Consider the following 20,812-nt stretch of genomic DNA (forward strand, 5'->3'; position numbering starts at 1 on the left):
CCTCCACAACGGAAGGGGCCCCGCCGGAAATCCGACGGGGCCCCTTCCGTATGTCACTGACTAGCCGTGCGACCGCAGCAGCTGCCGCATCGTCCGCATAGCCACCGAGAGGTTCGCCAGGTCGAAGGTCTCCGAGCCCTGGATCTCCTCCAGCGTGGTGCGCGCGCGGCCGAGGATCGCCGCGTTCTTGTGCTCCCAGGCCCCGAACCGCTCCTCCGGCGTCGAGGTCCCGTTGCCCGCTGACAGCACGTCCGCCGTGAGGGCGGAGTGCGCGGCGAAGAGGTCCTCGCGGATGGAGGCGCGGGCCATCGACTGCCACCGGTCGTTGCGCGGCAGTTCGATGATGCGGTCCATGAGCTGGGTGATCCGCAGCCGGTCGGCCAGGTCGTAGTAGACCTCGGCGACCGCCATCGGGTCCTTGGCCGTACGGTCCGCGATCGCGACGATGTCGAGCGTCGGGAAGGCGGAGGAGAAGCCGGCGACCCGCAGGGCGAGCTCCTCCGGCACGCCGAGCCCGGTCAGCTCGTCCAGGATCGACTTGTACCAGTCCAGGTCCGCGCCGCGCAGCAGCTCCGGCAGCTTGGCCCAGACGCTCTCGACCCGCTCGGAGAAGAACTCGATGGTCTCGGCGAGCTGGAGCGGCTGCGGGCGGTTGCCGAGCAGCCAGCGCGTACCGCGCTCGACCAGCCGACGGGAGTGCAGCCGCATCCGGGTCTGGACGTCGGCCGGGACCTGGTTGTCGAGCGCCTCGACGGCGTCCCAGACCTCGCCGAGCCGGAAGATGACCCGGGCGGCGGTCTGCGCGCGGACGATCTCCTCGATCGACGCGCCGGTCTCCTCACGGAGGCGGTGCAGGAAGGTCGAGCCACCGGTGTTGACGGTGTCGTTGACCAGGACCGTGGTGACGATCTCGCGGCGCAGCGGGTGGCTGTCGACCGCGTCGGCGAACTGGTCGCGCAGGTGCGTCGGGAAGTACGCGTGGAGCAGCCCGCGCAGGTACGGGTCGTCCGGCAGCTCGGTGTGGATCAGCTCGTCGGCCACCGTGATCTTGGTGTACGCGAGGAGCACGGCGAGCTCCGGCTGGCTCAGGCCCTTGCCGTTGTTGAGCAGCTCGCGGATCTGCCGGTCGTTGGGCAGGAACTCGAGCGAGCGGTCCAGGGCCCCGTCGCGGCCGAGCCGGCGCATGAAGCGCTGGTGGGCGTGGAGCAGGGACGGCGACTGGGTGACGGCGTTGGCCAGGGCGGTGTTCTGCGCGTAGTTGTTGCGCAGGACGAGCGCGCCGACCTCGTCGGTCATCATGGCGAGGATCTGGTTGCGCTGCTTGACGGTCATGTCGCCCTCGGCGACGAGCCCGTTGAGCAGGATCTTGATGTTGACCTCGTGGTCGGAGGTGTCCACGCCTGCGCTGTTGTCGATGGCGTCGGTGTTGATCTTGCCGCCCTCGCCCTCGGGGCCGCCCTTGCGGGCGAACTCGATGCGGCCGAGCTGGGTCAGACCGAGGTTGCCGCCCTCGCCGACGACCTTGACGCGCAGCTCCTCGCCGTTGACGCGGATGGCGTCGTTGGCCTTGTCGCCGACGTCCGGGTTCGACTCGGTGGACGCCTTGACGTACGTACCGATGCCGCCGTTCCACAGCAGGTCGACGGGCGAGTGGAGGATCGCCTGCATCAGCTCGGCCGGGGTCATCTTGCTGACGCCGGCCTCGATGCCGAGGGCCGCGCGCATCTGCGCGTTGACCGGGATCGACTTGGCGGTACGGGGGTGGATGCCGCCGCCCGCCGAGAGCAGCTCGGTGTTGTAGTCGGCCCAGGAGCTGCGGGGCAGCTCGAAGAGACGGCGCCGCTCGGCGTACGAGACGGCCGCGTCCGGGTTGGGGTCGATGAAGATGTGGCGGTGGTCGAAGGCCGCGACGAGCCTGATGTGCTCGCTCAGGAGCATGCCGTTGCCGAAGACGTCACCGGACATGTCGCCGACGCCGACGACGGTGAAGTCCTGGGTCTGGGTGTCGTGGCCGAGCTCGCGGAAGTGCCGCTTGACGGACTCCCAGGCGCCGCGGGCGGTGATGCCCATGCCCTTGTGGTCGTAACCGGCGGAGCCGCCGGAGGCGAAGGCGTCGCCGAGCCAGAAGCCGTAGGAGACGGCGACCTCGTTGGCGATGTCGGAGAAGGTCGCGGTGCCCTTGTCGGCGGCGACGACGAGGTAGGTGTCGTCCTCGTCGTGGCGGACCACGTCGGCCGGCGGGACGACCTCGCCCGCGACCAGGTTGTCGGTGATGTCGAGCAGCGCCGAGATGAAGGTCTTGTAGCTGGCGATGCCCTCGGCCAGCCAGGCGTCGCGGTCCACGGACGGGTCCGGGAGCTGCTTGGCGACGAAGCCGCCCTTGGCGCCGACGGGCACGATGACGGTGTTCTTCACCATCTGCGCCTTGACCAGGCCGAGGATCTCGGTACGGAAGTCCTCACGCCGGTCGGACCAGCGCAGGCCGCCTCGGGCGACCTTGCCGAAGCGCAGGTGGACGCCCTCGACGCGCGGCGAGTACACCCAGATCTCGAACGCCGGGCGGGGCGCCGGGAGGTCGGGGATGGCCTGCGGGTCGAACTTCATCGAGACGTAGGCGTGCGGGACGCCGTCCGCGGTGTTCTGGAAGAAGTTGGTCCGCAGCGTCGCCTTGATGACGGTGAGGAAGGAGCGCAGGATGCGGTCCTCGTCCAGGCTGGCGACCTGGTCGAGGGCGGCGTCCAGCTCTTCGAGGAGCGCGTCGATCAGCTCGACGCCGGCCCGCTGGCGCTCGGGGGCCATCCGGGCCTCGAAGAGGGAGACGAGCAGCCGGGTGGTGTGGACGTTGCTACGGAGGGTGTCCTCCATGTAGTCCTGGCTGAACGTCGCACCGGCCTGGCGCAGGTACTTGGCGTAGGCGCGCAGCACCATGGCCTGCCGCCAGGTCAGCCCGGCGGAGAGCACCAGCGAGTTGAAGCCGTCGTTCTCGGCCTCGCCGGTCCAGGTCGCGGCGAACGCCTCCTGGAACCGCTCGCGGGCGTCGTCGGAGAACGACTGGCCGTTGGCGGTGGGGGCGGGCATCCGCATGCCGAAGTCGTAGACCCAGGCGTGCGTACGGTCCGAGCAGCGCAGCTCGTACGGACGCTCGTCGATGACCTCGACGCCGAGCCGGTTCAGCACCGGGAGCACGGCGGAGAGGGAGATCTGGTCACCGGACTTGTAGATCTTGAAGCGGCGCTCGCCGGGGCCGGCACCGACCGGCTCGTACAGCGAGAGCGCGAACTCCTTGCCGCTGCGGCTCAGCTGCTCCAGGTGGACCAGGTCGGCGACGGCGGCGCGCGGCGAGTGGTCGGCCTTGTAGCCCTCTTGGAAGGCGTTGCCGTACTTGCGCAGCAGCTCGGCGGCGCGCTCCTCGCCGAACTCGGCGTTGAGCGCCTCGGCGAAGCCGTCGGCCCAGGAGCGGGCGGCTTCGACGAGCCGGGCCTCGAGGCGGTCCTTGTCGGCTTCGGTGAGGTGGGTCAGCTCGGTGCCGGGGGCGACGCGGACGACGAAGTGGAGCCGGGTGAGCACGGACTCGGTGCTCATCAGCGTGAAGTCGACGCTCGTCCCGTCCAGCTCCTCCTTGAGGATGTCGGTGAGCCGCTCGCGGACGGTGGTGTTGAACCGGTCGCGGGGCAGGTAGACGAGGGCCGAGTAGAAGCGGCCGTACTCCTCCTGGCGCAGGTAGAGCCGGAGCCGGCGCCGTTCCTGCAGGTAGAGGACGCTGGTGACGACCTCGCGCAGCTCGTCGGGCGGGGTCTGGAAGAGCTCGTCGCGGGGGTACGTCTCCAGGATCTGGAGCAGGTCGCGCCCGTCGTGACTGTTGGGCGAGAACCCGGCGCCGTCCAGAACCTCCTGGACCTTGCGGCTGATGACAGGAACACGCCGAACGGACTCGGTGTAGGCGGCGGACGAGAACAGCCCGAGGAACCGCCGCTCGCCGACCACGTTCCCCGACTGGTCGAACTTCTTGACGCCGACGTAGTCGAGGTAGGAGGGCCGGTGCACGGTGGAGCGGCTGTTGGCCTTGGTGAGGATCAGCAGCTTGTGCTCGCGCGCCTTGGCGCGGGCGTCGGAGGGCAGCCGGCTGAAGGAGGGCGAGACGGGGTGGGCGTGGTTCTCGTCCTCGCCGCTGTGGTGCGGGTCGGAGCGCAGGACGCCGAGTCCGGTGCCGGGGACGGCGGCCAGCGCGTCCCCGTTGACCAGCTCGTACTCGCGGTAGCCGAGGAAGGTGAAGTGGTCGGCGGCGAGCCAGCGCAGCAGCTCGCGGGCCTCGTCGACCTCGGTGGGCCGCAGGTCGTCGGCCATGGGCTCGCCCGGCAGCTCGTCGGCGATGCGCAGCGCGGCGTCGCGCATCTTCTCCCAGTCCTCGACGGTCTCGCGGACGTCGGAGAGGACGCGGAGCAGGTCGGTGGTGATCTGCTTGAGGTCGGCGCGGTCGGTCTCGCGGTCGACCTCGACGTGGATCCAGGACTCGACGAGGGCGTCGTGCGGCAGCTCGCCCTGGGCGTCGTCGCCGCTCATGACCTCGATGAGCTTGCCGGTGAGATCGCGGCGCACGAGGACCTGCGGGTGGATGACGACGTGGATGCCGCGCCCCTGGCGCGACAGCTCGTTCGTCACGGAGTCGACGAGGAAGGGCATGTCGTCGGTGACGACCTCGACGACGGAGTGGCTGCAGGTCCAGCCGTTCTCCTCGACCGTCGGGGTGTGGACGCGAACGCTCGCGGTGCCCTGGGGGCGGTTCTCCGCGAGCCGGTAGTGCGAGAGAGCGGCGCCGAAGACGTCCACCGGGTCACGGTCGGTGAGGTCCTCGGGCGCGGTGTGCAGGTAGTAGCGCTGGAGGTAGTCGAGCACGGTGCCCCTGTCCGGGCGCTTACCGTTCTCGGGCCCCGTCGGAAGTTGCCCCCCGACCGGGCCGGTCTCAGCTACCCGGGCAGCCCGTGCGAGCAGCTCGGCCTTGGCTTCGTCCAGCTTGGTCTGCATGTCCTCTGGCTCCTGTCGCGCGCCATTGCGTGACGTCGGTTGGAAGAAAGGACACAACGCCACGACGCGGTGATACCGGTCGATGTCGACGTTATGCCGCAATGGGAGATGCCCGAGCGGATATCAGCCATTTCTGGCGCCGCGCCCGGGACGTGAGATTCAGCGAACGCCATGTCGGCCCGGCCGCGTAGGCGCTCCGGGCGATGGCCGGGGGCTTCGCTGCCCCCTCGGCGTATCGCGCTGATCACGGGAAAAGCCTATCGCTCCCTCCCCCCTGATCGTCATGGTCCGTATGTGTACAAAAGAGGGGGTGGAAGTTTGACGATATGGACAGCGACACAGTGTCCTGGGGCAGGAACCGAGATCCGAGAGCCGGGAGTGACCATGGCAAAGATCTTGATCGTGACCGGGGACGCGGCGGAGTCGCTGGAGGTGATGTACCCCTACCAGCGCCTGCTTGAGGAGGGGTACGAGGTCCACATCGCGGCCCCGGCACGCAAGCAGCTCCGCTTCGTCGTGCACGACTTCGAGCCGGGCTACGACACGTACACGGAGAAGCCGGGCTACTCCTGGCCCGCTGACCTGGCGTTCTCGGAGGTGGACCCGGGTGACTACGTGGCGGTGGTGATCCCGGGCGGCCGGGCACCGGAGTACCTCCGCAACGACCCGGAGCTCCGCAAGATCCTGAAATCCTTCTTCGACGCGGACAAGCCGGTGGCCCAGATCTGCCACGGCCCGCTCCTGACGGCGGCGATCGGCGGCCTGGAGGGCCGCAGGGTCACGGCGTACCCGGCCCTGGAACTGGACATGCAGGCGGCGGGCGCGACCTTCCAGGACACGGAGGCGGTGGTCGACGGCACCCTGGTCTCCTCCAGGGCCTGGCCGGACCACCCGACGTGGATGCGCGAATTCCTGAAGGTGCTGCGGGCGGCGGGCTGACAGGGAGAAGACGGAGGGGATGGGCGCGGAGGGGAGGGCCCGGCGGACGGGCGCGGGCGAGACCCGCGCCCACACCTCCCCATCACTTCCCCACCGGCCCGCAGCCGCCGACGCGGCCACGCCACCCACAGGAAACCCCGCACCTCTGCCATCCCAGTCGCACGGGTGGTGCGGGTGGGAACAACAAGCCCGGCCGAAGGCCGGGCGCACCCCACCGGGGCGGCACCCGCCCCGCCCCTTAGACCAGCTCCTCCGCGACCGCCACCGCCTCCGCGAGCGAGTCGACGACCGGCACCCCCGCCGCCTCCAACGAGGCTCGACTGTGCGACCCCCCGGTGTACAGCACCGCCCGCGCCCCCACATGCGCCGCCGCCCGCGCGTCATCAGCCGCGTCGCCGATGACGACCACCCGCTCAACGACCACGCCACCCCCCAGCGCCGCCAGCGCCTCCAGATGCCGCACCATGTGCGCCGACTTCCCCTCCGCCGAGGACCCGACCCGCCCGTCCACCCGGACGAACCGCTCCTCGATCCCGTGCCGCCGCACGAGCGGCACCAGCTCCGCGTGCGGTGCCAGCGACAGCAGCGACTGCGTGAACCCGGACGCCTGCCGCGCGGCCAGCAGCTCCGCCGCCCCGGCCGTCAGCCCGCAGTCCTCGGCCCGCTGCCAGTAGTGCCGATGGAAGGCGTCGTCCATGACCACCCACTCGGCATCCGTCGGCAGCCGCCCCATCAGCCGCTCGTAGAACTTCGGCACCGGCACCGTGTACAGCTCCCGGTACCGCGCGAGCGTGATCGGCTCGAGCCCCAGCTCGGCGAAGGCGGCGTTCGTCGCCCCGATGACCGCCTCGATGTCGTCGAGCAGCGTGCCGTTCCAGTCCCAGACCAGGTGCTTCCCGTGCTTCCCCATGCAAAGACGGTACCGGCCCGCACCGACACACAAGGAGTCAGCCGAGCAGCCCGGGAATCTCCTGCACCCCGAACCACAGCAGCTCGTGGTCCTCCGCCCCGTCCACCGTGAACTGGGCGTCGTCGTCCCCCAGGTCCGCCGCGCCCAGCGCGTCCGCCGCCGCCGAGACGTCCGCCTCGGCGTCGTCCGCGTCGGCGTGCACGGCGGCCGCCTTGGCCAGCGGTACGGCTCCGGCGATACGGACCTCGCCCAGCGAGCCGGCGTCGAGCCCCCGGTCGGGGTCGGCGACGGCCTCCTTGTCGGGCACGTCGACGGCGACGACGATCCGGCGCCGCGCGGCCGAGGGGTCCCCCGCGAGCATCCGCAGCGACGCGGCCGCGGCACGGCTGAGCGCCGCGTACTCGAGTTCCTCGATGTCGTCGGAGACGTACCACTCGCGCAGCGCGGGGGTGACGGCGTAGGCGGTCAGCGGACCGGGCCCCAGCTCGCCCGCCTTGTGCGCCTGTGCGAGACCGGGAAGGGTCAGGGGGACGTACACGCGCATGGCTGGCCGCTTTCGTAGTCGGAAACGCCCTCAGGATACGTGCGGAGTACCCCATCGGGGTCTTCGGGCGACGCTCTCGCCGGTCCACCCGAGGGATCCCCCACCCCACGCCGACAGACCCGGAGTACGGGCCTCGTCACCCTGATAGGTGAACCCGCCGACCCCCCACCAGCCGCTCCCCACCGCCTTGCGACGCCCTGAACGCCCCCCGTACAAGATCCCCAACAGAAGTTACCGCCCGGTAGACCACCGGCCAGGAAACGGGGACCACACATGACCGGCACCACCACCCACACCCCCACCGCCAAGGCCCGCCCCCGCGGCCCCGCCGGCATCGGCCCCCGCGGAGGCGCCGGCGCCCGCCCCGGAGCGGCGGTCCCACGCGCCCGTACGGCTCCCCGCACGGCCGCCCGAGCCCTTCCCACCCACGCCTACTTCGCCGAGCGCCTGCTCCTCGTCCTGAGCGGTCAGCGGCCCGTCCACTGGATGCTGGGCCAGACCGTGGGCGAGGCGTACGAGCAGCTGGTCCAGCTCGCCCCCACGACCCCCTTCGGGGGTCACGGCATCCGCCCCGTACTCCGCCGCTGCCACGCCCAGCCCACCACCACCGGCCTGGAGGCCTTCGCCAGCGTCACCACGGGCCGGGGCGTACGGGCCATGGCGTTCCGTCTCGAACTCGGCGCCGACCGCCGCTGGCGCTGCGCGGCCGTAGAGCTGGACGACCTCCACGCGCGCGTGCCACCCCAGCCCACCTCCCCTTGAGGCCACCCAAGCCGCGCCCGATGCGCACCCAGGACAGCAGAGGGGCCGGACACCCACCAGGTGTCCGGCCCCTCCTCCCCCCACCGGGGGTTACCCCAGGGGGCTACTTCTTGCGGCGACGCCCGCCCGTGCTCTTCTGCGCCTTGCGCCGCTCCGCGCGCGTCAGACCGTCACCACCGGCCGACGCGTCCTCGCTGACGAAGTCGCCCTCGACGACGCTGCCGTCGCCGTCCACCTTCGGCGCGGTGAAGTGCAGCCGGTCCGGACGCTGCGGGGCCTCCAGGCCCTTCGCGCGGATCTCCGGGCGGCCCGCCGGCACCGCGTCCTTGGTGAGGGACGGGGACGCGTCCTGCACCGGGACCTCCTCGACCTGCTGCTCGACCTGGACCTCCAGGTTGAACAGGTAGCCGACGGACTCCTCCTTGATGCCCTCCATCATGGCGGTGAACATGTCGAAGCCCTCGCGCTGGTACTCGACCAGCGGGTCCTTCTGGGCCATCGCGCGCAGGCCGATGCCCTCCTGCAGGTAGTCCATCTCGTAGAGGTGCTCGCGCCACTTGCGGTCGAGCACGGAGAGGACCACGCGGCGCTCCAGCTCGCGCATGATGTCCGAGCCGAGCGACTTCTCACGGGCGTCGTACTGCTCGTGGATGTCGTCCTTGACGGACTCGGCGATGAACTCGGCCGTGATGCCCGCGCGGTCGCCGGCCGCGTCCTCCAGCTCGTCCACGGTGGCCTTCACCGGGTAGAGCTGCTTGAACGCGTTCCAGAGCCGGTCGAGGTCCCACTCCTCCGCGAAGCCCTCGGCGGTCTCCTGGCGGATGTAGTCGTCGATCGTGTCGTCCATGAAGTGCTGGATCTGCTCGTGCAGGTCCTCGCCCTCCAGGACGCGGCGGCGCTCGCCGTAGATGACCTCGCGCTGCCGGTTGAGGACCTCGTCGTACTTGAGGACGTTCTTACGCGTCTCGAAGTTCTGGGTCTCGACCTGGGACTGCGCGGAGGCGATGGCGCGCGTGACCATCTTGTTCTCGATCGGCACGTCGTCCGGCACGTTGGCCATGGCCATGACGCGCTCGACCATCTGGGCCTTGAACAGGCGCATCAGGTCGTCGCCGAGGGAGAGGTAGAAGCGGGACTCGCCCGGGTCGCCCTGACGGCCGGAACGGCCGCGCAGCTGGTTGTCGATCCGGCGCGACTCGTGGCGCTCGGTGCCCAGCACGTACAGCCCGCCGAGCGCCTTGACCTCCTCGAACTCCGCCTTCACGGCCTTCTCGGCACGCTCGAGGGCGGCGGGGAGGGCCGCGGCCCACTCCTCGACGTGCTCGACCGGGTCGAGGCCCTGCTGGCGCAGCTCGGCCTCCGCGAGGTCGTCCGGGTTGCCGCCGAGCTTGATGTCGGTGCCTCGGCCGGCCATGTTCGTGGCGACGGTGACGGCGCCCTTGCGGCCCGCCTGCGCGACAATCGTGGCCTCACGGTCGTGCTGCTTGGCGTTGAGCACCTCGTGCTGGATGCCGCGCTTGGAGAGCTGCTGCGAGAGGTACTCGGACTTCTCGACCGACGTCGTACCGACGAGGATCGGCTGGCCCTTCTCGTGCTTCTCCGCGATGTCGTCGACGACGGCGGCGAACTTGGCGACCTCGGTCCGGTAGATCAGGTCCGACTGGTCCATGCGGATCATCGGCCGGTTCGTCGGGATCGGGACGACGCCGAGCTTGTAGATCTGGTGGAACTCGGCGGCCTCGGTCATGGCCGTACCGGTCATGCCGGAGAGCTTGTCGTAGAGGCGGAAGAAGTTCTGCAGGGTGATCGTGGCGAGAGTCTGGTTCTCGTCCTTGATGTCCACCCCTTCCTTCGCCTCGATCGCCTGGTGCATGCCCTCGTTGTAGCGGCGGCCGGCGAGGATACGGCCGGTGTGCTCGTCGACGATCATGACTTCGCCGTCCATGACGACGTAGTCCTTGTCCTTCTTGAACAGTTCCTTGGCCTTGATGGCGTTGTTCAGGTACCCGACGAGGGGGGTGTTCACCGACTCGTAGAGGTTGTCGATGCCCAGCCAGTCCTCGACCTTGGCGACGCCGGACTCGTGGATGCCGACGGTCCGCTTCTTCTCGTCGACCTCGTAGTCGCCGGTCTCCTCGATGCCCTTGAGCGGCACTCCGGCCTCACCCCTGGTGAGACGGGTGACCAGCTTGGCGAAGTCGCCGTACCACTTCGTGGCCTGGTCGGCCGGGCCGGAGATGATCAGCGGCGTACGGGCCTCGTCGACCAGGATCGAGTCGACCTCGTCGACACAGGCGAAGTTGTGGCCGCGCTGGACGAGCTCGTCCTTCGACCACGCCATGTTGTCGCGGAGGTAGTCGAAGCCGAACTCGTTGTTCGTGCCGTACGTGATGTCGCAGCCGTACTGCTCGCGACGCTGGGCCGGCGTCATGTTGGCCAGGATGCAGCCGACCTCCAGGCCCAGGAACTTGTGGACGCGGCCCATCATCTCGGAGTCGCGCTCGGCCAGGTAGTCGTTCACCGTGATCAGGTGGACGCCCTTGCCGGACAGCGCGTTCAGATAAGCCGGGAGCGTACCGACGAGGGTCTTGCCCTCACCGGTCTTCATCTCGGCGACATAGCCGAGGTGGAGGGCGGCGCCACCCATGAGCTGCACGTCGTAGTGGCGCTGGCCGAGAACGCGCTTGGCGGCCTCGCGGACGGTCGCGAAGGCTTCGGGGAGCAGGTCGTCGAGGCTCTCACCGTCGACGTACCGCTGCTTGTACTCATCGGTGAGCGCCCGCAACTCGGCGTCGGAGAGGTTGACGAAGTCCTCTTCGATGGAGTTGACCTGGTCCGCGATGCGGTGCAGTTTGCGCAGGATCTTGCCTTCGCCTGCACGCATGAGCTTGTTGAAGACGGACACTGAGGCTGGTCTCCTTGCCGGTCGGGCCTGGCACTGGGTCGTGTGATGGACTCGGGCGCGGGCACGGCAGGTGGTCCCCACCGCAACGGCCATCGTAAGCGAGACCGCCGCCGCGTCGGGAGGCCCGAGGGGCCGGAGCGTCACCGCCGCCCGGAATGAGAACGCACGAGAAGCGCCGAAGGTGCCGCGCCACCCGAAAAGTGTTCGCCTCCCCGGGACACGAAAACCGCTCGCCGTCGCCCTCCGCACTGACCAGAATTCCGCCATGGAGCCGACGACACTGACCACGGACCGCCTGACCCTGAACACCTTCAGGCCCGAGGACCTCGACGAGGTCCTCGCCCACTGCCAGGACCCCGACATCCAGCGCTGGACGACGGTGCCCTCGCCCTATGTGCGTCAGGACGCCGAGTTCTTCCTCAACCGGATCGTCCCGGACGGCTGGCGCAACGACACCGAGTACTCCTTCGCCGTACGGCTCCACGAGGGCGGCCCGCTCCTCGCCGCCGCCGCGCTCCACCACCCGCGCTCGGGCAGCTGGGAGGTCGGCTTCTGGACGGCCAAGGAGCACCGGGGCCGCGGCTACATGACGGAGACCGTCCTCGCCCTCGCCCGCTGGGCCTTCAGGGACCTGGCCTGCACGCGCCTGGAGTGGCGGGCCGAGGTCGGCAACGTGGGCTCGCTGGCCACGGCCGAGAAGGCCGGTTTCCGGATCGAGGGCGTGCTGCGCGCCGCGCTGCCGAACAAGGGCGTCCTGCGTGACTCCTGGGTGGGCTCGCTGCTCCCGACGGACCTGGGCCTTCCGGGCCCGCTCCCGTACCTGCCGGCTCCCCAGGCCGCGCCGCCGTCGGTTCCGTAGCCCGTCCAGCAGTGCGGTGCATGGCCGGTCCGTGGCCCGGTCCCCAGCCCGTTCCGCCGTCCGGGGCCTGAGTGTCAGTGCCGCCGTCTAGGGTGCGGATCATGACCACTGTGCCGCCGCCCGTCGCCGAACTGTCCGCGGACGAAGCCCGCCGGATCGCCCTGCGGGCCCAGGGTTTCCTGGGCGCGCCCGACCGCCGCGCGGGCGTCCGGGGCGTCCTGCGCCACCTGGGACAGGTCCAGCTCGACACGATCTCCGTCCTCGCCCGCTCGCACGAGCTGATCCCGTACGCGCGCCTGGGCGCCGTGGGCCGTACGACGGTGGAGGACGCGTACTGGACCGACAGCCACGCCTTCGAGTACTGGTCGCACGCGGCCTGCATCCTGCCGGTCGAGGAGTGGCCGCTCTTCGCCTTCCGGCGCCGCGCCTACCGCACGAGCCCGCAGTGGCACCACGACCTGCCCGACGGCGCGTACGACGCGGTGATCAAGCAGCTGCGCTCCGAGGGCCCGCAGACGGCGACGGAGCTCGGCGGCGCGAAGAACAAGGGCGAGTGGTGGGACTGGTCGGAGTCGAAGATCGCCGTCGAGCGGGCGCTGATGCACGGCGAGGTGGTGTGCACCGAGCGGCGCGGCTGGAAGCGCGTCTACGACCTGGCCGAGCGGGCGATCCCGGAAGCCGTGCTCCACGACGACCTGGACGACACCGAGTGCCTCCGGCGCCTGGTCCGGCAGGCGGGCGAGGCGCTGGGCGTGGGCACGCGCGCGGACATCGCGGACTACCACCGGCTGAAGAGCGAGCAGTTCGACGCGGTCGTCGAGGCCTCGGGTCTGGTCCCGGTCACGGTGGCGGGGTGGTCCAAGCAGGCCTGGGCGGACCCGGCTGCGGTGGCGAGCGAGCCGCGCGGCCGGCACCGTACGACGCTGCTGTCGCCGTTCGACTCGCTGATCTGGGAGCGGGCGCGGACGGAGCGGATCTTCGGCTTCACGCACCGCCTGGAGGCGTACGTGCCGAAGCAGAAGCGTGTGCACGGCTACTTCGCGATGCCGCTGCTCGCGGGCGGCAAGCTGCTCGGCCGGGTGGACCCGGCCCGTGAGGGCCGCACGCTGGTGGCCCGGCAGGTGTCCCTGGAGTCCGCCAAGGCGGTCGCGCCGATGGCTCAGGCGCTGCGCGAGGCGGCCGAGTGGGTGGGCTGCGACGCGGTACGGATCGAGCGCACGGACACCCCGGCCGTCGCCGAGGCCCTGACCGCGGCCCTCACCTGATCTCGAGGATCTTCTCCCGCATCGCGTACACCACGGCCTCCATCCTGGAGTGCAGCTGAAGCTTCTCCAGGATGTTCCGGACGTGGTTCTTCACCGTGTTCTCGGAAATGAAGAGTTCCTTCGCGATGTCCCGGTTGTTCATCCCGGTCGCGACGAGCTTCAGCACCTCGAGCTCGCGGTCGGTCAGCCGGGGCGCGGGCACGAGCCGGCGCTCGTCGGTCCGCTGGATCATCGACTTGAACTCGGTGAGGAGCTTGGACGCCATCGAGGGGGAGATCTGCGACTGGCCGTCGGCCACCGCGCGAATCGCCGTGGCGACCTCGTCCGTGGAGATCTCCTTCAGGAGGTAGCCGGTCGCGCCCGCCTTGATCGCGTCGTAGAGATCGGCCTCCTCGTCGCTGATCGTCAGCATGATGATCTTCGCGCTGGGGGCCACCTCCTTGATGGACGTACAGGCCTCGATGCCACCGCGTTTCGGCATCCGCACATCCATCAGCACGATGTCGGGCAGCAGATCCGCGGCTTTGTCGACCGCCTCGGCCCCGTCACCGGCCTCTCCGACGACCTGGATGTCCTCCTCCTGGGCGAGGACGATCTCCAGACCCCGGCGAAAGAGGGCGTGGTCGTCCACCACAAGGACCCGGATCGGCTCTTTGCGGGAGTCCCCGCTGGCCGAATCCGAACCCCCGGGGAAGGCCGCGCCATCGGACTCTCGCCCGCTGTGCACCGGCCCGAAGCTGTCCGCCATCGTTCCTCCCCCTGAGTTCATGGCCTGAATTCGTGTTCGGTCCTCCAACCTCTGCTCTTGGAGCACCGGTTGGCGTGCACGCCATGATTTCATGCCCGGGCGACAACGCGGCGATCCCGTGGTCGCACGGGGGTGCCCCTGGGGGCGCACGGGGCGCTCCAGGGGCACCGAGACGGACAGTTGTAGGTGTGGGGTGGGGTGCCTGCGGGCTGTGGGTCAGCCGCCGAGGGCACCGCCGGCGCCGCCACCTTCGGCGAGCGGGTCGCTCTCCAGGTGAATGACGCCGTAGTCGTAGGCGTGCCGCCGGTAGACGACACTCGGCTGCTTCGTGTCGGAGTCGACGAACAGATAGAAGTCGTGTCCGACGAGTTCCATCTCGTAGAGCGCCTGGTCGAGGGTCATCGGGGCGGCCGCGTGCGTCTTCTCGCGGACCACCAGGGGGCCTTCGCCCTGCACTTCGATGGAGCCCATCATCGTGGTGGGCACGGCGCCGGACTCCTCGACGACCAGTTGGCCGTTGCCGTTGAGCTGGGCGACACCCGGCACCACGTCGGCGACCTCCGCGGCCGACAGACGGCCGTTGCCGCGGCGGGTGTACCGCTTGTCGTGCTGCTTACGCAGTCGGGCCTCGAGCTTGCCGTGGGCGAGGTCGAGCGCTGCGTACGGGTCGCCTGCCGCAGCTTCCGCCCGGATCACCGGGCCTCGGGAATGGACGGTGATCTCCACCCGGTCCGACCTGTCGGCCTGACGCGGGTTGAGCTCCTTGGACACCTCGACGTCGAGGCTGATCACCTTGCCGTCGAGCTTCTGGATCTTCTCCAGCTTCAGCTTCTCGGCCACGTGCTTGCGGAACCGCTCGGGCACCTCGGTCTTGCGGCCCTTGACGACGATGTCCACGCAGAACTCCGTTCCCGGATCGCTCAGATCGGCTCCTACGCCACTGAGCATCTCCCTTTGCACCAGACTCCGGTGAATGCCGGAGCCTCGGACTTGGCGACTTTCACCTCCTCCTCCCCAGTCGGCAAGATCCCCACCCCACCAACCTGAGGTTAATTCGCCCTGAACTCCTGTCCTGTAGGCGCACCCGTGCATTCGGTGAGGCGTAGCCTTCGCCACTCCTCACAACCGAACATAGCTCGTTCGGTCGGGTGTCGGCACCCGCTGCGGCCACATACCTCCGTACGGGTGCATTCACCTCTCACCACCTGCAACGATGCACGTCCCCGGGCAGTTCCGGTTTATATCGAACGTATGTCGAACGACGACGGAGAACAGGCGACCACCGCCGCCGTCGTCCGTACGGATCCACTATCCACATCGCCTCCGTTCAACCCCGGAATGAACGACGGGTGTACGGCACTCAGTGCCCGCGCCGCCTCTGCCAGCGAGGCGCCCGTGGTCATCAGATCGTCGACCAGGACCACCCGTCCGTGCCCGATGAGCCGCGCGCCGCCCGCGACGACCTCCAGCGCCCCGGCCAGATTGGCGAAACGCCCGGCGGCGCCCAGCCCCGACTGGTCCGCGACGGCACGGCGCTGGCGCAGTACCGGAATCACCCGTGCGGCCCGCCCCCGACGGCGCAGCCGCCCGGCCGCGGCCAGCGCGAGGCGCCGGGTCGGATCGTGGCCACGCGCCCGCACCGAGCTCCGGGAGGAGGGCACCGGTACGAGGAGAAGGGGGCCGGCCCCCGGGCCGTCACAGCGCCCGGCAGCCGCCTCCACGGCACCCGCGAGCGCGCGGCCGAGGGGTTCGGCCAGCCAGAGCGCGCCGCGTTCCTTGTGGGCGAGCAGCACGGACCGTACGGCGTCGGCGTACGGCGCGGCGGCATGCACCACCGGCAGTCCGGCCGGCTCGGGCAGGGGCCTGACCCGGCGCGGCTCCGGACCGCTCAGCTCGTCGTGGCACGGCGGGCACAACTCCGTACGGGGCCTGCCGCAGCCTCCGCAGGCGACCGGCAGCACCAGCCCGGCGATCTCGCGCCACCACCCCCGCATGGCTCCACTGTCCTCCCGCGCGACCCACCCGGCCACCCCTGTGGACAACCGCCGGACAAACGCCCGGACAGAGCGCCGGACAACGCCGGACAGCGTTCTGAGGACGCCGGGAGGACGCGCAGAGGACTCCCCCGGCGCGGCGGGCTACCCCGGGTAGACCGGCGACGTACCCGCGATCTTGACGAGCCGCTGCCAGTTCGCGCCCGGCACCAACCGCACGATCCCGTCGTTGCCGGAGTCGGCGACGACCGGCGCCTTGTCGTCGTTGGGGGCGGCGACCGCAGTCACCCCGTTGAGGCCCGGCAGCACCGAGGCCGTCGATGTCGCGCCGTCGGTCTGGATGTACCGGACCTGCTGGACGCCACCCGACTCCTTGCCGACCACCACGAGTCGGCTCGGGCCGGCCCAGGACACGGCCGTGACCGTCTCCATGCGCGGCGCCACGGCCTGCAGGTCCACGACCGAGACCGTCGGCCGCGTCGCGTCGCCCTCGCGCTCGACCCGCCCGATCTTCAGGGTCGTCCGGCCGTCCTTCTCCTTCAGGAGCAGGGCGATCCGCACGCCGTCCGCGGAGACGCGCAGCGACTCCACGCGCGCGCCGCCGGTCAGCCAGGGCGCCCGTACCTCGACGGGTGTGCCCTCCCCGTCCGGAACCGTCCACAGCTTCGGGTCGGCCGGGTCGCGGTCCGCGACCCACAGGTCGCCGCGGCCGTCCCAGCTCGGCGCGGACAGCCGGTCCTCGGGGCGGGCCGCGGTGCTCGACAGCAGCGGGGGCCGCAGCTCGTGGTCGGAGAGGATCGACGCCACGCGCAGGTCCCGCCCGTCCTTGCCGACGCCGGCCGCCCGGCTCTCGTCCCGGTCGACGGCGACCGACCGCAGCGGCGTCGCGCCCTTGCCGAACGGCCCGAGCGTCGCGTCGGCCTTCGCGTCCTCCTTGCCGCCGATCGGCAGCGTCTTGAGCGTGCCGTCCTCGTCGACGAAGAACGGGTTCTCCGCCCGTCCCGAGTCGCGCACCGGGGCGAACTCCTCGGCCTGCGCCTTGGACAGCACGCACAGCCGACCGCCGTCGGAACCCCGCTGCAGCTCCACCTGTTCGACCCGTACGGACGTCAGATCGCCCAGGGTGAACAGCAGCTGGGCCGCCATCTCCCGGCAGACCTCCCCGCCCACCCGGTCGGCCTTGGAGTTGAGCGGCACCTTCAGCGTGGACTGGTCGTCCGTCGCCAGCGTGGTGACGCCCTCCTTCAGCCGCGTACCGGACGGGAAACGCGAATCGACGGCCGGCTGCAGCCAGTTCGTCGGCCCCTCAAGGAGCGCCTTGACGGTCTGTGTCACCGGATCCATCCGGGTCACCGGGTCCTGCCGCTGCCGGATGTACACCGGGTCGGCGACGACCCAGTCCTCACCGGACGCGAAGTAGTACGTATTGACGGAGCGGTAGTTCCGCTGGAAGTCGGCCTCGCTGAGCACCAGTCCGGGGGGCAGGTGGTCGATGCGCCACTCCTTGCCCTTGCCGTCGGCGGCGGGCTGCTGCACGACGTGGATGAAGTCCCGGTACTCGGTGGGCTTCCTCGGCTGGTAGGCGTGCCGGGCGTCCACGGTCGCGACCTGCCGGCCGCGGATCGGATAGGACCGCCCCTGGGTCTCGGGGTCGGGAAGCCGGTCGGCCTGCTCACGGTCCGGCGCGGTCGTGAGCACGTTGATGCTCTGCTCCGGCTTCCAGTTCTTCGCCGCCTGCTTCGTCAGGTACTTCTTGGCCGTCGCGAACCCCGGATCGTCACTGGTCATGGCCTCCAGGAAGCCGTCGACGATCTCGTCGGGCTCGGCGTTCTCGCGCGGCTGCACCGCGTAGACGCGGACCTGCGAGTCGCCCGGGTTGGACGCCTTCACCTGCCGTACGTCCCCGGTGTCGGGCATCGTCGCGCACCCGGCCACCAGCAGCCCGCCGCACGCGAGCAGCACGCTCGACCTGGCCGTCTTCCGCCCTCCTCGGAAGTCAGCGCCCACGTGTACCGTCCTCCCCCTCGGCGTGCGTCGACGCCATCGCCTCACCACTGTCGGCCGCCGCCCGCGCGACCACCCGGGCACCACTGCCCGGCAACGCCGTCGGATCCACCGTCGCCCGCGCCGCCGGCGGCACACGCGGCGGTACGGGCAGCGCCGGACGGTCTCCCGCAGGCTGCACCGGCAGCGACACCTGGCTCTGGTTCGCCCCGCTCACCCGTGTCTCCCTCTGGGGCTGCCCCGGGCCACCGGGGCGGGCCTTGGCCTGCTCCCGGTTGCGCCGGGAGTCCTCCGGCTCCAGCGGGATCGGGGAGCCGCGCAGCGGCTCGTCCGCGGTGCGCGGCAGCGTGAGCCGGAACTGCGAGCCGCCACCGGGCTCGCCCCAGGCCTGCAGCCAGCCGCCGTGCAGCCGCGCGTCCTCGACCGCGATGGACAGGCCGAGGCCCGTCCCGCCGGTGGTACGCGCGCGTGCCGGGTCGGCCCGCCAGAACCGGTTGAACACCCGGGTCGCCTCGCCTGGCTTGAGGCCCACGCCGTAGTCCCGTACGGCGATCGCGACGGCGCCGCCGGCGGCGGCCAGCTTGACGACGACGTCCCGGCCCTCGCCGTGCTCGACCGCGTTGACCACCAGGTTGCGCAGCACCCGCTCGACCCGGCGGGCGTCCGCCTCGGCCACGACCGGCTGCTCGTCGCCAACGACGACGATCCGGCCGCCCTTGCGCTCGGCGAGCGGCTCGGCGCCGCCGATCACCCGCCGTACGACCTGGCGCAGGTCTATCGGCTCGGCCTCCAGGGCCGCCGCGCCCGCGTCGAAGCGGCTGATCTCCAGCAGATCGGAGAGCAGCGACTCGAAGCGGTCGAGCTGGTCGCCGAGCAGCTCGGCGGAGCGCGCGGTGATCGGATCGAAGTCCACGCGCGCCTCGTGGATGACGTCGGCCGCCATCCGTACCGTCGTCAGCGGGGTCCGCAGCTCGTGCGACACGTCCGAGACGAACCGCCGCTGCATCCGCGAGAGCTCCTCCAGCTGCTGGATCTTCAGCTGGAGGTTCTGCGCCATCTTGTTGAAGGCCTCACCGAGGCGCGCGATGTCGTCCTCGCCGGTGACCTTCATCCGCTCCTGCAGACGCCCGGCCGACAGCCGCTCGGCGACCCCGGCCGCCATCCGCACGGGCGTGACGATCTGGCGCACCACGAGCCAGGCGATGGCCCCGAGCAGGACCACCACGAACAGTCCGGCCGTCGCCAGCGTGCCCTTGACCAGGGTGAGGGAGTCCTCCTCCTGCGTGAGCGGGAAGAGGTAGTACAGCTCGTACTGGGTGCCCTCGGCGTCGTTGAGCCGCTTGCCGACCACGAGCCCCGGCTCGGAGCCCTTGCCGTTGGTGTAGTGGATCCGGGCGTACGTCTGGAAGGTGCCCGCGCCCTGGGCGACGGAGTGCCGCAGGTCGGTGGGGATGCTCGTGGCGGGATCGACCTCGCCGGAGGCGCGGGCGCCCCGGCTCGCGGGCCCGTCGGAGTCCTCCAGGGAGAGCGCGACCACGTTGAACGCGCTCTGGCCACCGCTGGCGAGCTGCTCGACCAGCGTGGAGCGCCAGGTGAGCGAGGAACCGGCCCGGCCGCCCTCCTGCCCGCCCGGTCCCGACGGCGTGGTCGCCGCCTTGTCCTGGGCGGCGGAGAACCCACCGGCGGCCTGGCTCTGGGCGGCCTTCTCCTTGGCGTCGAGGAGACCGTTGCGGACCTGGCCGATGACGACCAGGCCGAGCAGCAGCACCACGCCGAGCGACATCAGCAGGGTGCCCGCGACCACCCGCAGCTGGATGTTCCGCCGCCACAGCCGTACGGCGGGCAGCAGCGGACGACGTACCCAGCGCGCGAGGAGCCGGAGCGCCGAGCCACCCGGCGCCCCGTCCTGGAGCAGACGGCCGAAACGCGAGCCCCCCCGCCCCGGTCCGGCAGCCCGCCCCGACCGGACTCCTCGGTCCCCGGCCTCAGGAGCAGAACTGCCCATACTCATGTCAGCTCGGCCCCGCCTTGTAGCCGACACCGCGGACGGTCACCACGATCTCCGGGCGCTCGGGGTCCTTCTCGACCTTCGAGCGCAGCCGCTGGACGTGCACGTTCACCAGCCGGGTGTCGGCCGCGTGGCGGTAGCCCCAGACCTGCTCGAGCAGGACCTCGCGGGTGAACACCTGCCACGGCTTGCGCGCCAGCGCGACGAGCAGGTCGAACTCGAGCGGCGTCAGGGCGATGGACTGCCCGTCCCGCTTCACCGAGTGCCCTGCCACGTCGATGACCAGATCGCCGATGGCGAGCTGCTCCGGCGCGGGCTCCTCCGACCTCCGCAGCCGCGCCCGGATGCGGGCGACGAGCTCCTTCGGCTTGAACGGCTTGACGATGTAGTCGTCGGCCCCGGACTCGAGCCCCACGACGACGTCGACGGTGTCACTCTTGGCCGTCAGCATGACGATGGGCACGCCGGACTCGGCCCTGATGAGCCGGCACACCTCGATGCCGTCCCTTCCGGGCAGCATCAGGTCCAGCAGCACCAGGTCCGGCTTGACCTCGCGGAAGACAGCGAGCGCCTTGTCACCGTCCGCTACGAACGACGGCTCGAACCCTTCACCCCGCAGCACGATGCCGAGCATCTCGGCCAGTGCGGTGTCGTCGTCGACGACGAGAACGCGTCCCTTCATATCGACATCATCCCATTTCCGTATCAGTCTCAAGGCGGCTGGTGAGATACCTCACTGACCTGCGGTGACGTCCGCGGTTGCGCACCGTTGACGGTCGGTGTCTGTGGGTGTCGATTTCAGACATGGATGTCATCCCCGTAGCCCCCGTCAGCCGTGCTGAACCGTACCCC

The 20,812-nt window shown here is 70.6% G+C and carries 14 protein-coding genes; 4 read left to right on the forward strand and 10 right to left on the reverse strand.

Translation table 11 applies throughout. The features are described 5' to 3' along the window. Positions 1-60 precede the first annotated feature (60 nt). Positions 61-5,022 (reverse strand): NAD-glutamate dehydrogenase, encoded by a 4,962-nt coding sequence (locus ACFWRO_RS33435; protein ID WP_384517252.1) that lies wholly within the window; start codon positions 5,020-5,022, stop codon positions 61-63. Between the two features lie 384 nt (positions 5,023-5,406). Between ACFWRO_RS33435 and ACFWRO_RS33440 the strand changes: the two genes are divergently transcribed. After that, on the forward strand, positions 5,407-5,961 hold the full coding sequence (locus tag ACFWRO_RS33440) for a DJ-1/PfpI family protein (RefSeq protein ID WP_384517255.1): 555 nt from the start codon (positions 5,407-5,409) through the stop codon (positions 5,959-5,961). Positions 5,962-6,199: 238 nt separating this feature from the next. Here ACFWRO_RS33440 and ACFWRO_RS33445 read toward each other — a convergent pair whose 3' ends face one another. Both ACFWRO_RS33445 and ACFWRO_RS33450 read right to left on the reverse strand, forming a co-directional pair. Next, positions 6,200-6,871 carry an HAD family hydrolase gene (locus tag ACFWRO_RS33445; RefSeq protein ID WP_384517257.1) on the reverse strand — a complete coding sequence of 224 codons (672 nt, stop codon included), beginning with the start codon at positions 6,869-6,871 and terminating at the stop codon, positions 6,200-6,202. A 37-nt stretch (positions 6,872-6,908) separates the two neighbouring features. After that, positions 6,909-7,415: a DUF6912 family protein gene (locus tag ACFWRO_RS33450; RefSeq protein WP_384517260.1), complete on the reverse strand. Its 507-nt coding sequence runs from the start codon at positions 7,413-7,415 to the stop codon at positions 6,909-6,911. A gap of 273 nt (positions 7,416-7,688) precedes the next feature. Here ACFWRO_RS33450 and ACFWRO_RS33455 point away from each other — a divergent pair, with 273 nt between their 5' ends. Then, the gene (locus ACFWRO_RS33455) at positions 7,689-8,177 is read left to right on the forward strand and encodes an Rv3235 family protein (protein ID WP_384517263.1); all 489 of its coding nucleotides are present in this window, start codon (positions 7,689-7,691) and stop codon (positions 8,175-8,177) included. A 103-nt stretch (positions 8,178-8,280) separates the two neighbouring features. Here the strand turns inward: ACFWRO_RS33455 and secA are convergent, their stop codons facing one another. After that, on the reverse strand, positions 8,281-11,082 hold the full coding sequence (gene secA / locus ACFWRO_RS33460; protein WP_384517265.1) for a preprotein translocase subunit SecA: 2,802 nt from the start codon (positions 11,080-11,082) through the stop codon (positions 8,281-8,283). A gap of 265 nt (positions 11,083-11,347) precedes the next feature. Between secA and ACFWRO_RS33465 the strand changes: the two genes are divergently transcribed. Further along, positions 11,348-11,941: a GNAT family N-acetyltransferase gene (locus tag ACFWRO_RS33465; RefSeq protein ID WP_384517268.1), complete on the forward strand. Its 594-nt coding sequence runs from the start codon at positions 11,348-11,350 to the stop codon at positions 11,939-11,941. A gap of 101 nt (positions 11,942-12,042) precedes the next feature. Next, the gene (locus tag ACFWRO_RS33470; RefSeq protein WP_384517270.1) at positions 12,043-13,206 is read left to right on the forward strand and encodes a winged helix-turn-helix domain-containing protein; all 1,164 of its coding nucleotides are present in this window, start codon (positions 12,043-12,045) and stop codon (positions 13,204-13,206) included. Here ACFWRO_RS33470 and ACFWRO_RS33475 read toward each other — a convergent pair. From ACFWRO_RS33475 to mtrA, 6 genes are all read right to left on the reverse strand, one after another. Continuing rightward, the gene (locus ACFWRO_RS33475) at positions 13,199-13,954 is read right to left on the reverse strand and encodes a response regulator (protein WP_384517273.1); all 756 of its coding nucleotides are present in this window, start codon (positions 13,952-13,954) and stop codon (positions 13,199-13,201) included. The genes ACFWRO_RS33470 and ACFWRO_RS33475 overlap by 8 nt on opposite strands. A 216-nt stretch (positions 13,955-14,170) precedes the next feature. Further along, positions 14,171-14,851, reverse strand: a complete 681-nt coding sequence (hpf, locus tag ACFWRO_RS33480; protein ID WP_384517299.1) for a ribosome hibernation-promoting factor, HPF/YfiA family — start codon at positions 14,849-14,851, stop codon at positions 14,171-14,173. A gap of 341 nt (positions 14,852-15,192) precedes the next feature. Beyond that, positions 15,193-15,948 (reverse strand): ComF family protein, encoded by a 756-nt coding sequence (locus ACFWRO_RS33485; protein WP_384517275.1) that lies wholly within the window; start codon positions 15,946-15,948, stop codon positions 15,193-15,195. Positions 15,949-16,092: 144 nt separating this feature from the next. After that, on the reverse strand, positions 16,093-17,955 hold the full coding sequence (locus tag ACFWRO_RS33490; protein ID WP_384517278.1) for an LpqB family beta-propeller domain-containing protein: 1,863 nt from the start codon (positions 17,953-17,955) through the stop codon (positions 16,093-16,095). Next, the gene (gene mtrB, locus ACFWRO_RS33495; RefSeq protein ID WP_384517281.1) at positions 17,945-19,963 is read right to left on the reverse strand and encodes an MtrAB system histidine kinase MtrB; all 2,019 of its coding nucleotides are present in this window, start codon (positions 19,961-19,963) and stop codon (positions 17,945-17,947) included. The genes ACFWRO_RS33490 and mtrB overlap by 11 nt, the downstream gene beginning before the upstream one ends. Position 19,964: 1 nt before the next feature. Beyond that, positions 19,965-20,642 carry a two-component system response regulator MtrA gene (gene mtrA / locus ACFWRO_RS33500; RefSeq protein ID WP_362011954.1) on the reverse strand — a complete coding sequence of 226 codons (678 nt, stop codon included), beginning with the start codon at positions 20,640-20,642 and terminating at the stop codon, positions 19,965-19,967. Between the last annotated feature and the right edge of the window lie 170 nt (positions 20,643-20,812).

Origin of the sequence: Streptomyces sp. NPDC058579 (assembly GCF_042718575.1) — a bacterium.
Classification (GTDB): domain Bacteria; phylum Actinomycetota; class Actinomycetes; order Streptomycetales; family Streptomycetaceae; genus Streptomyces.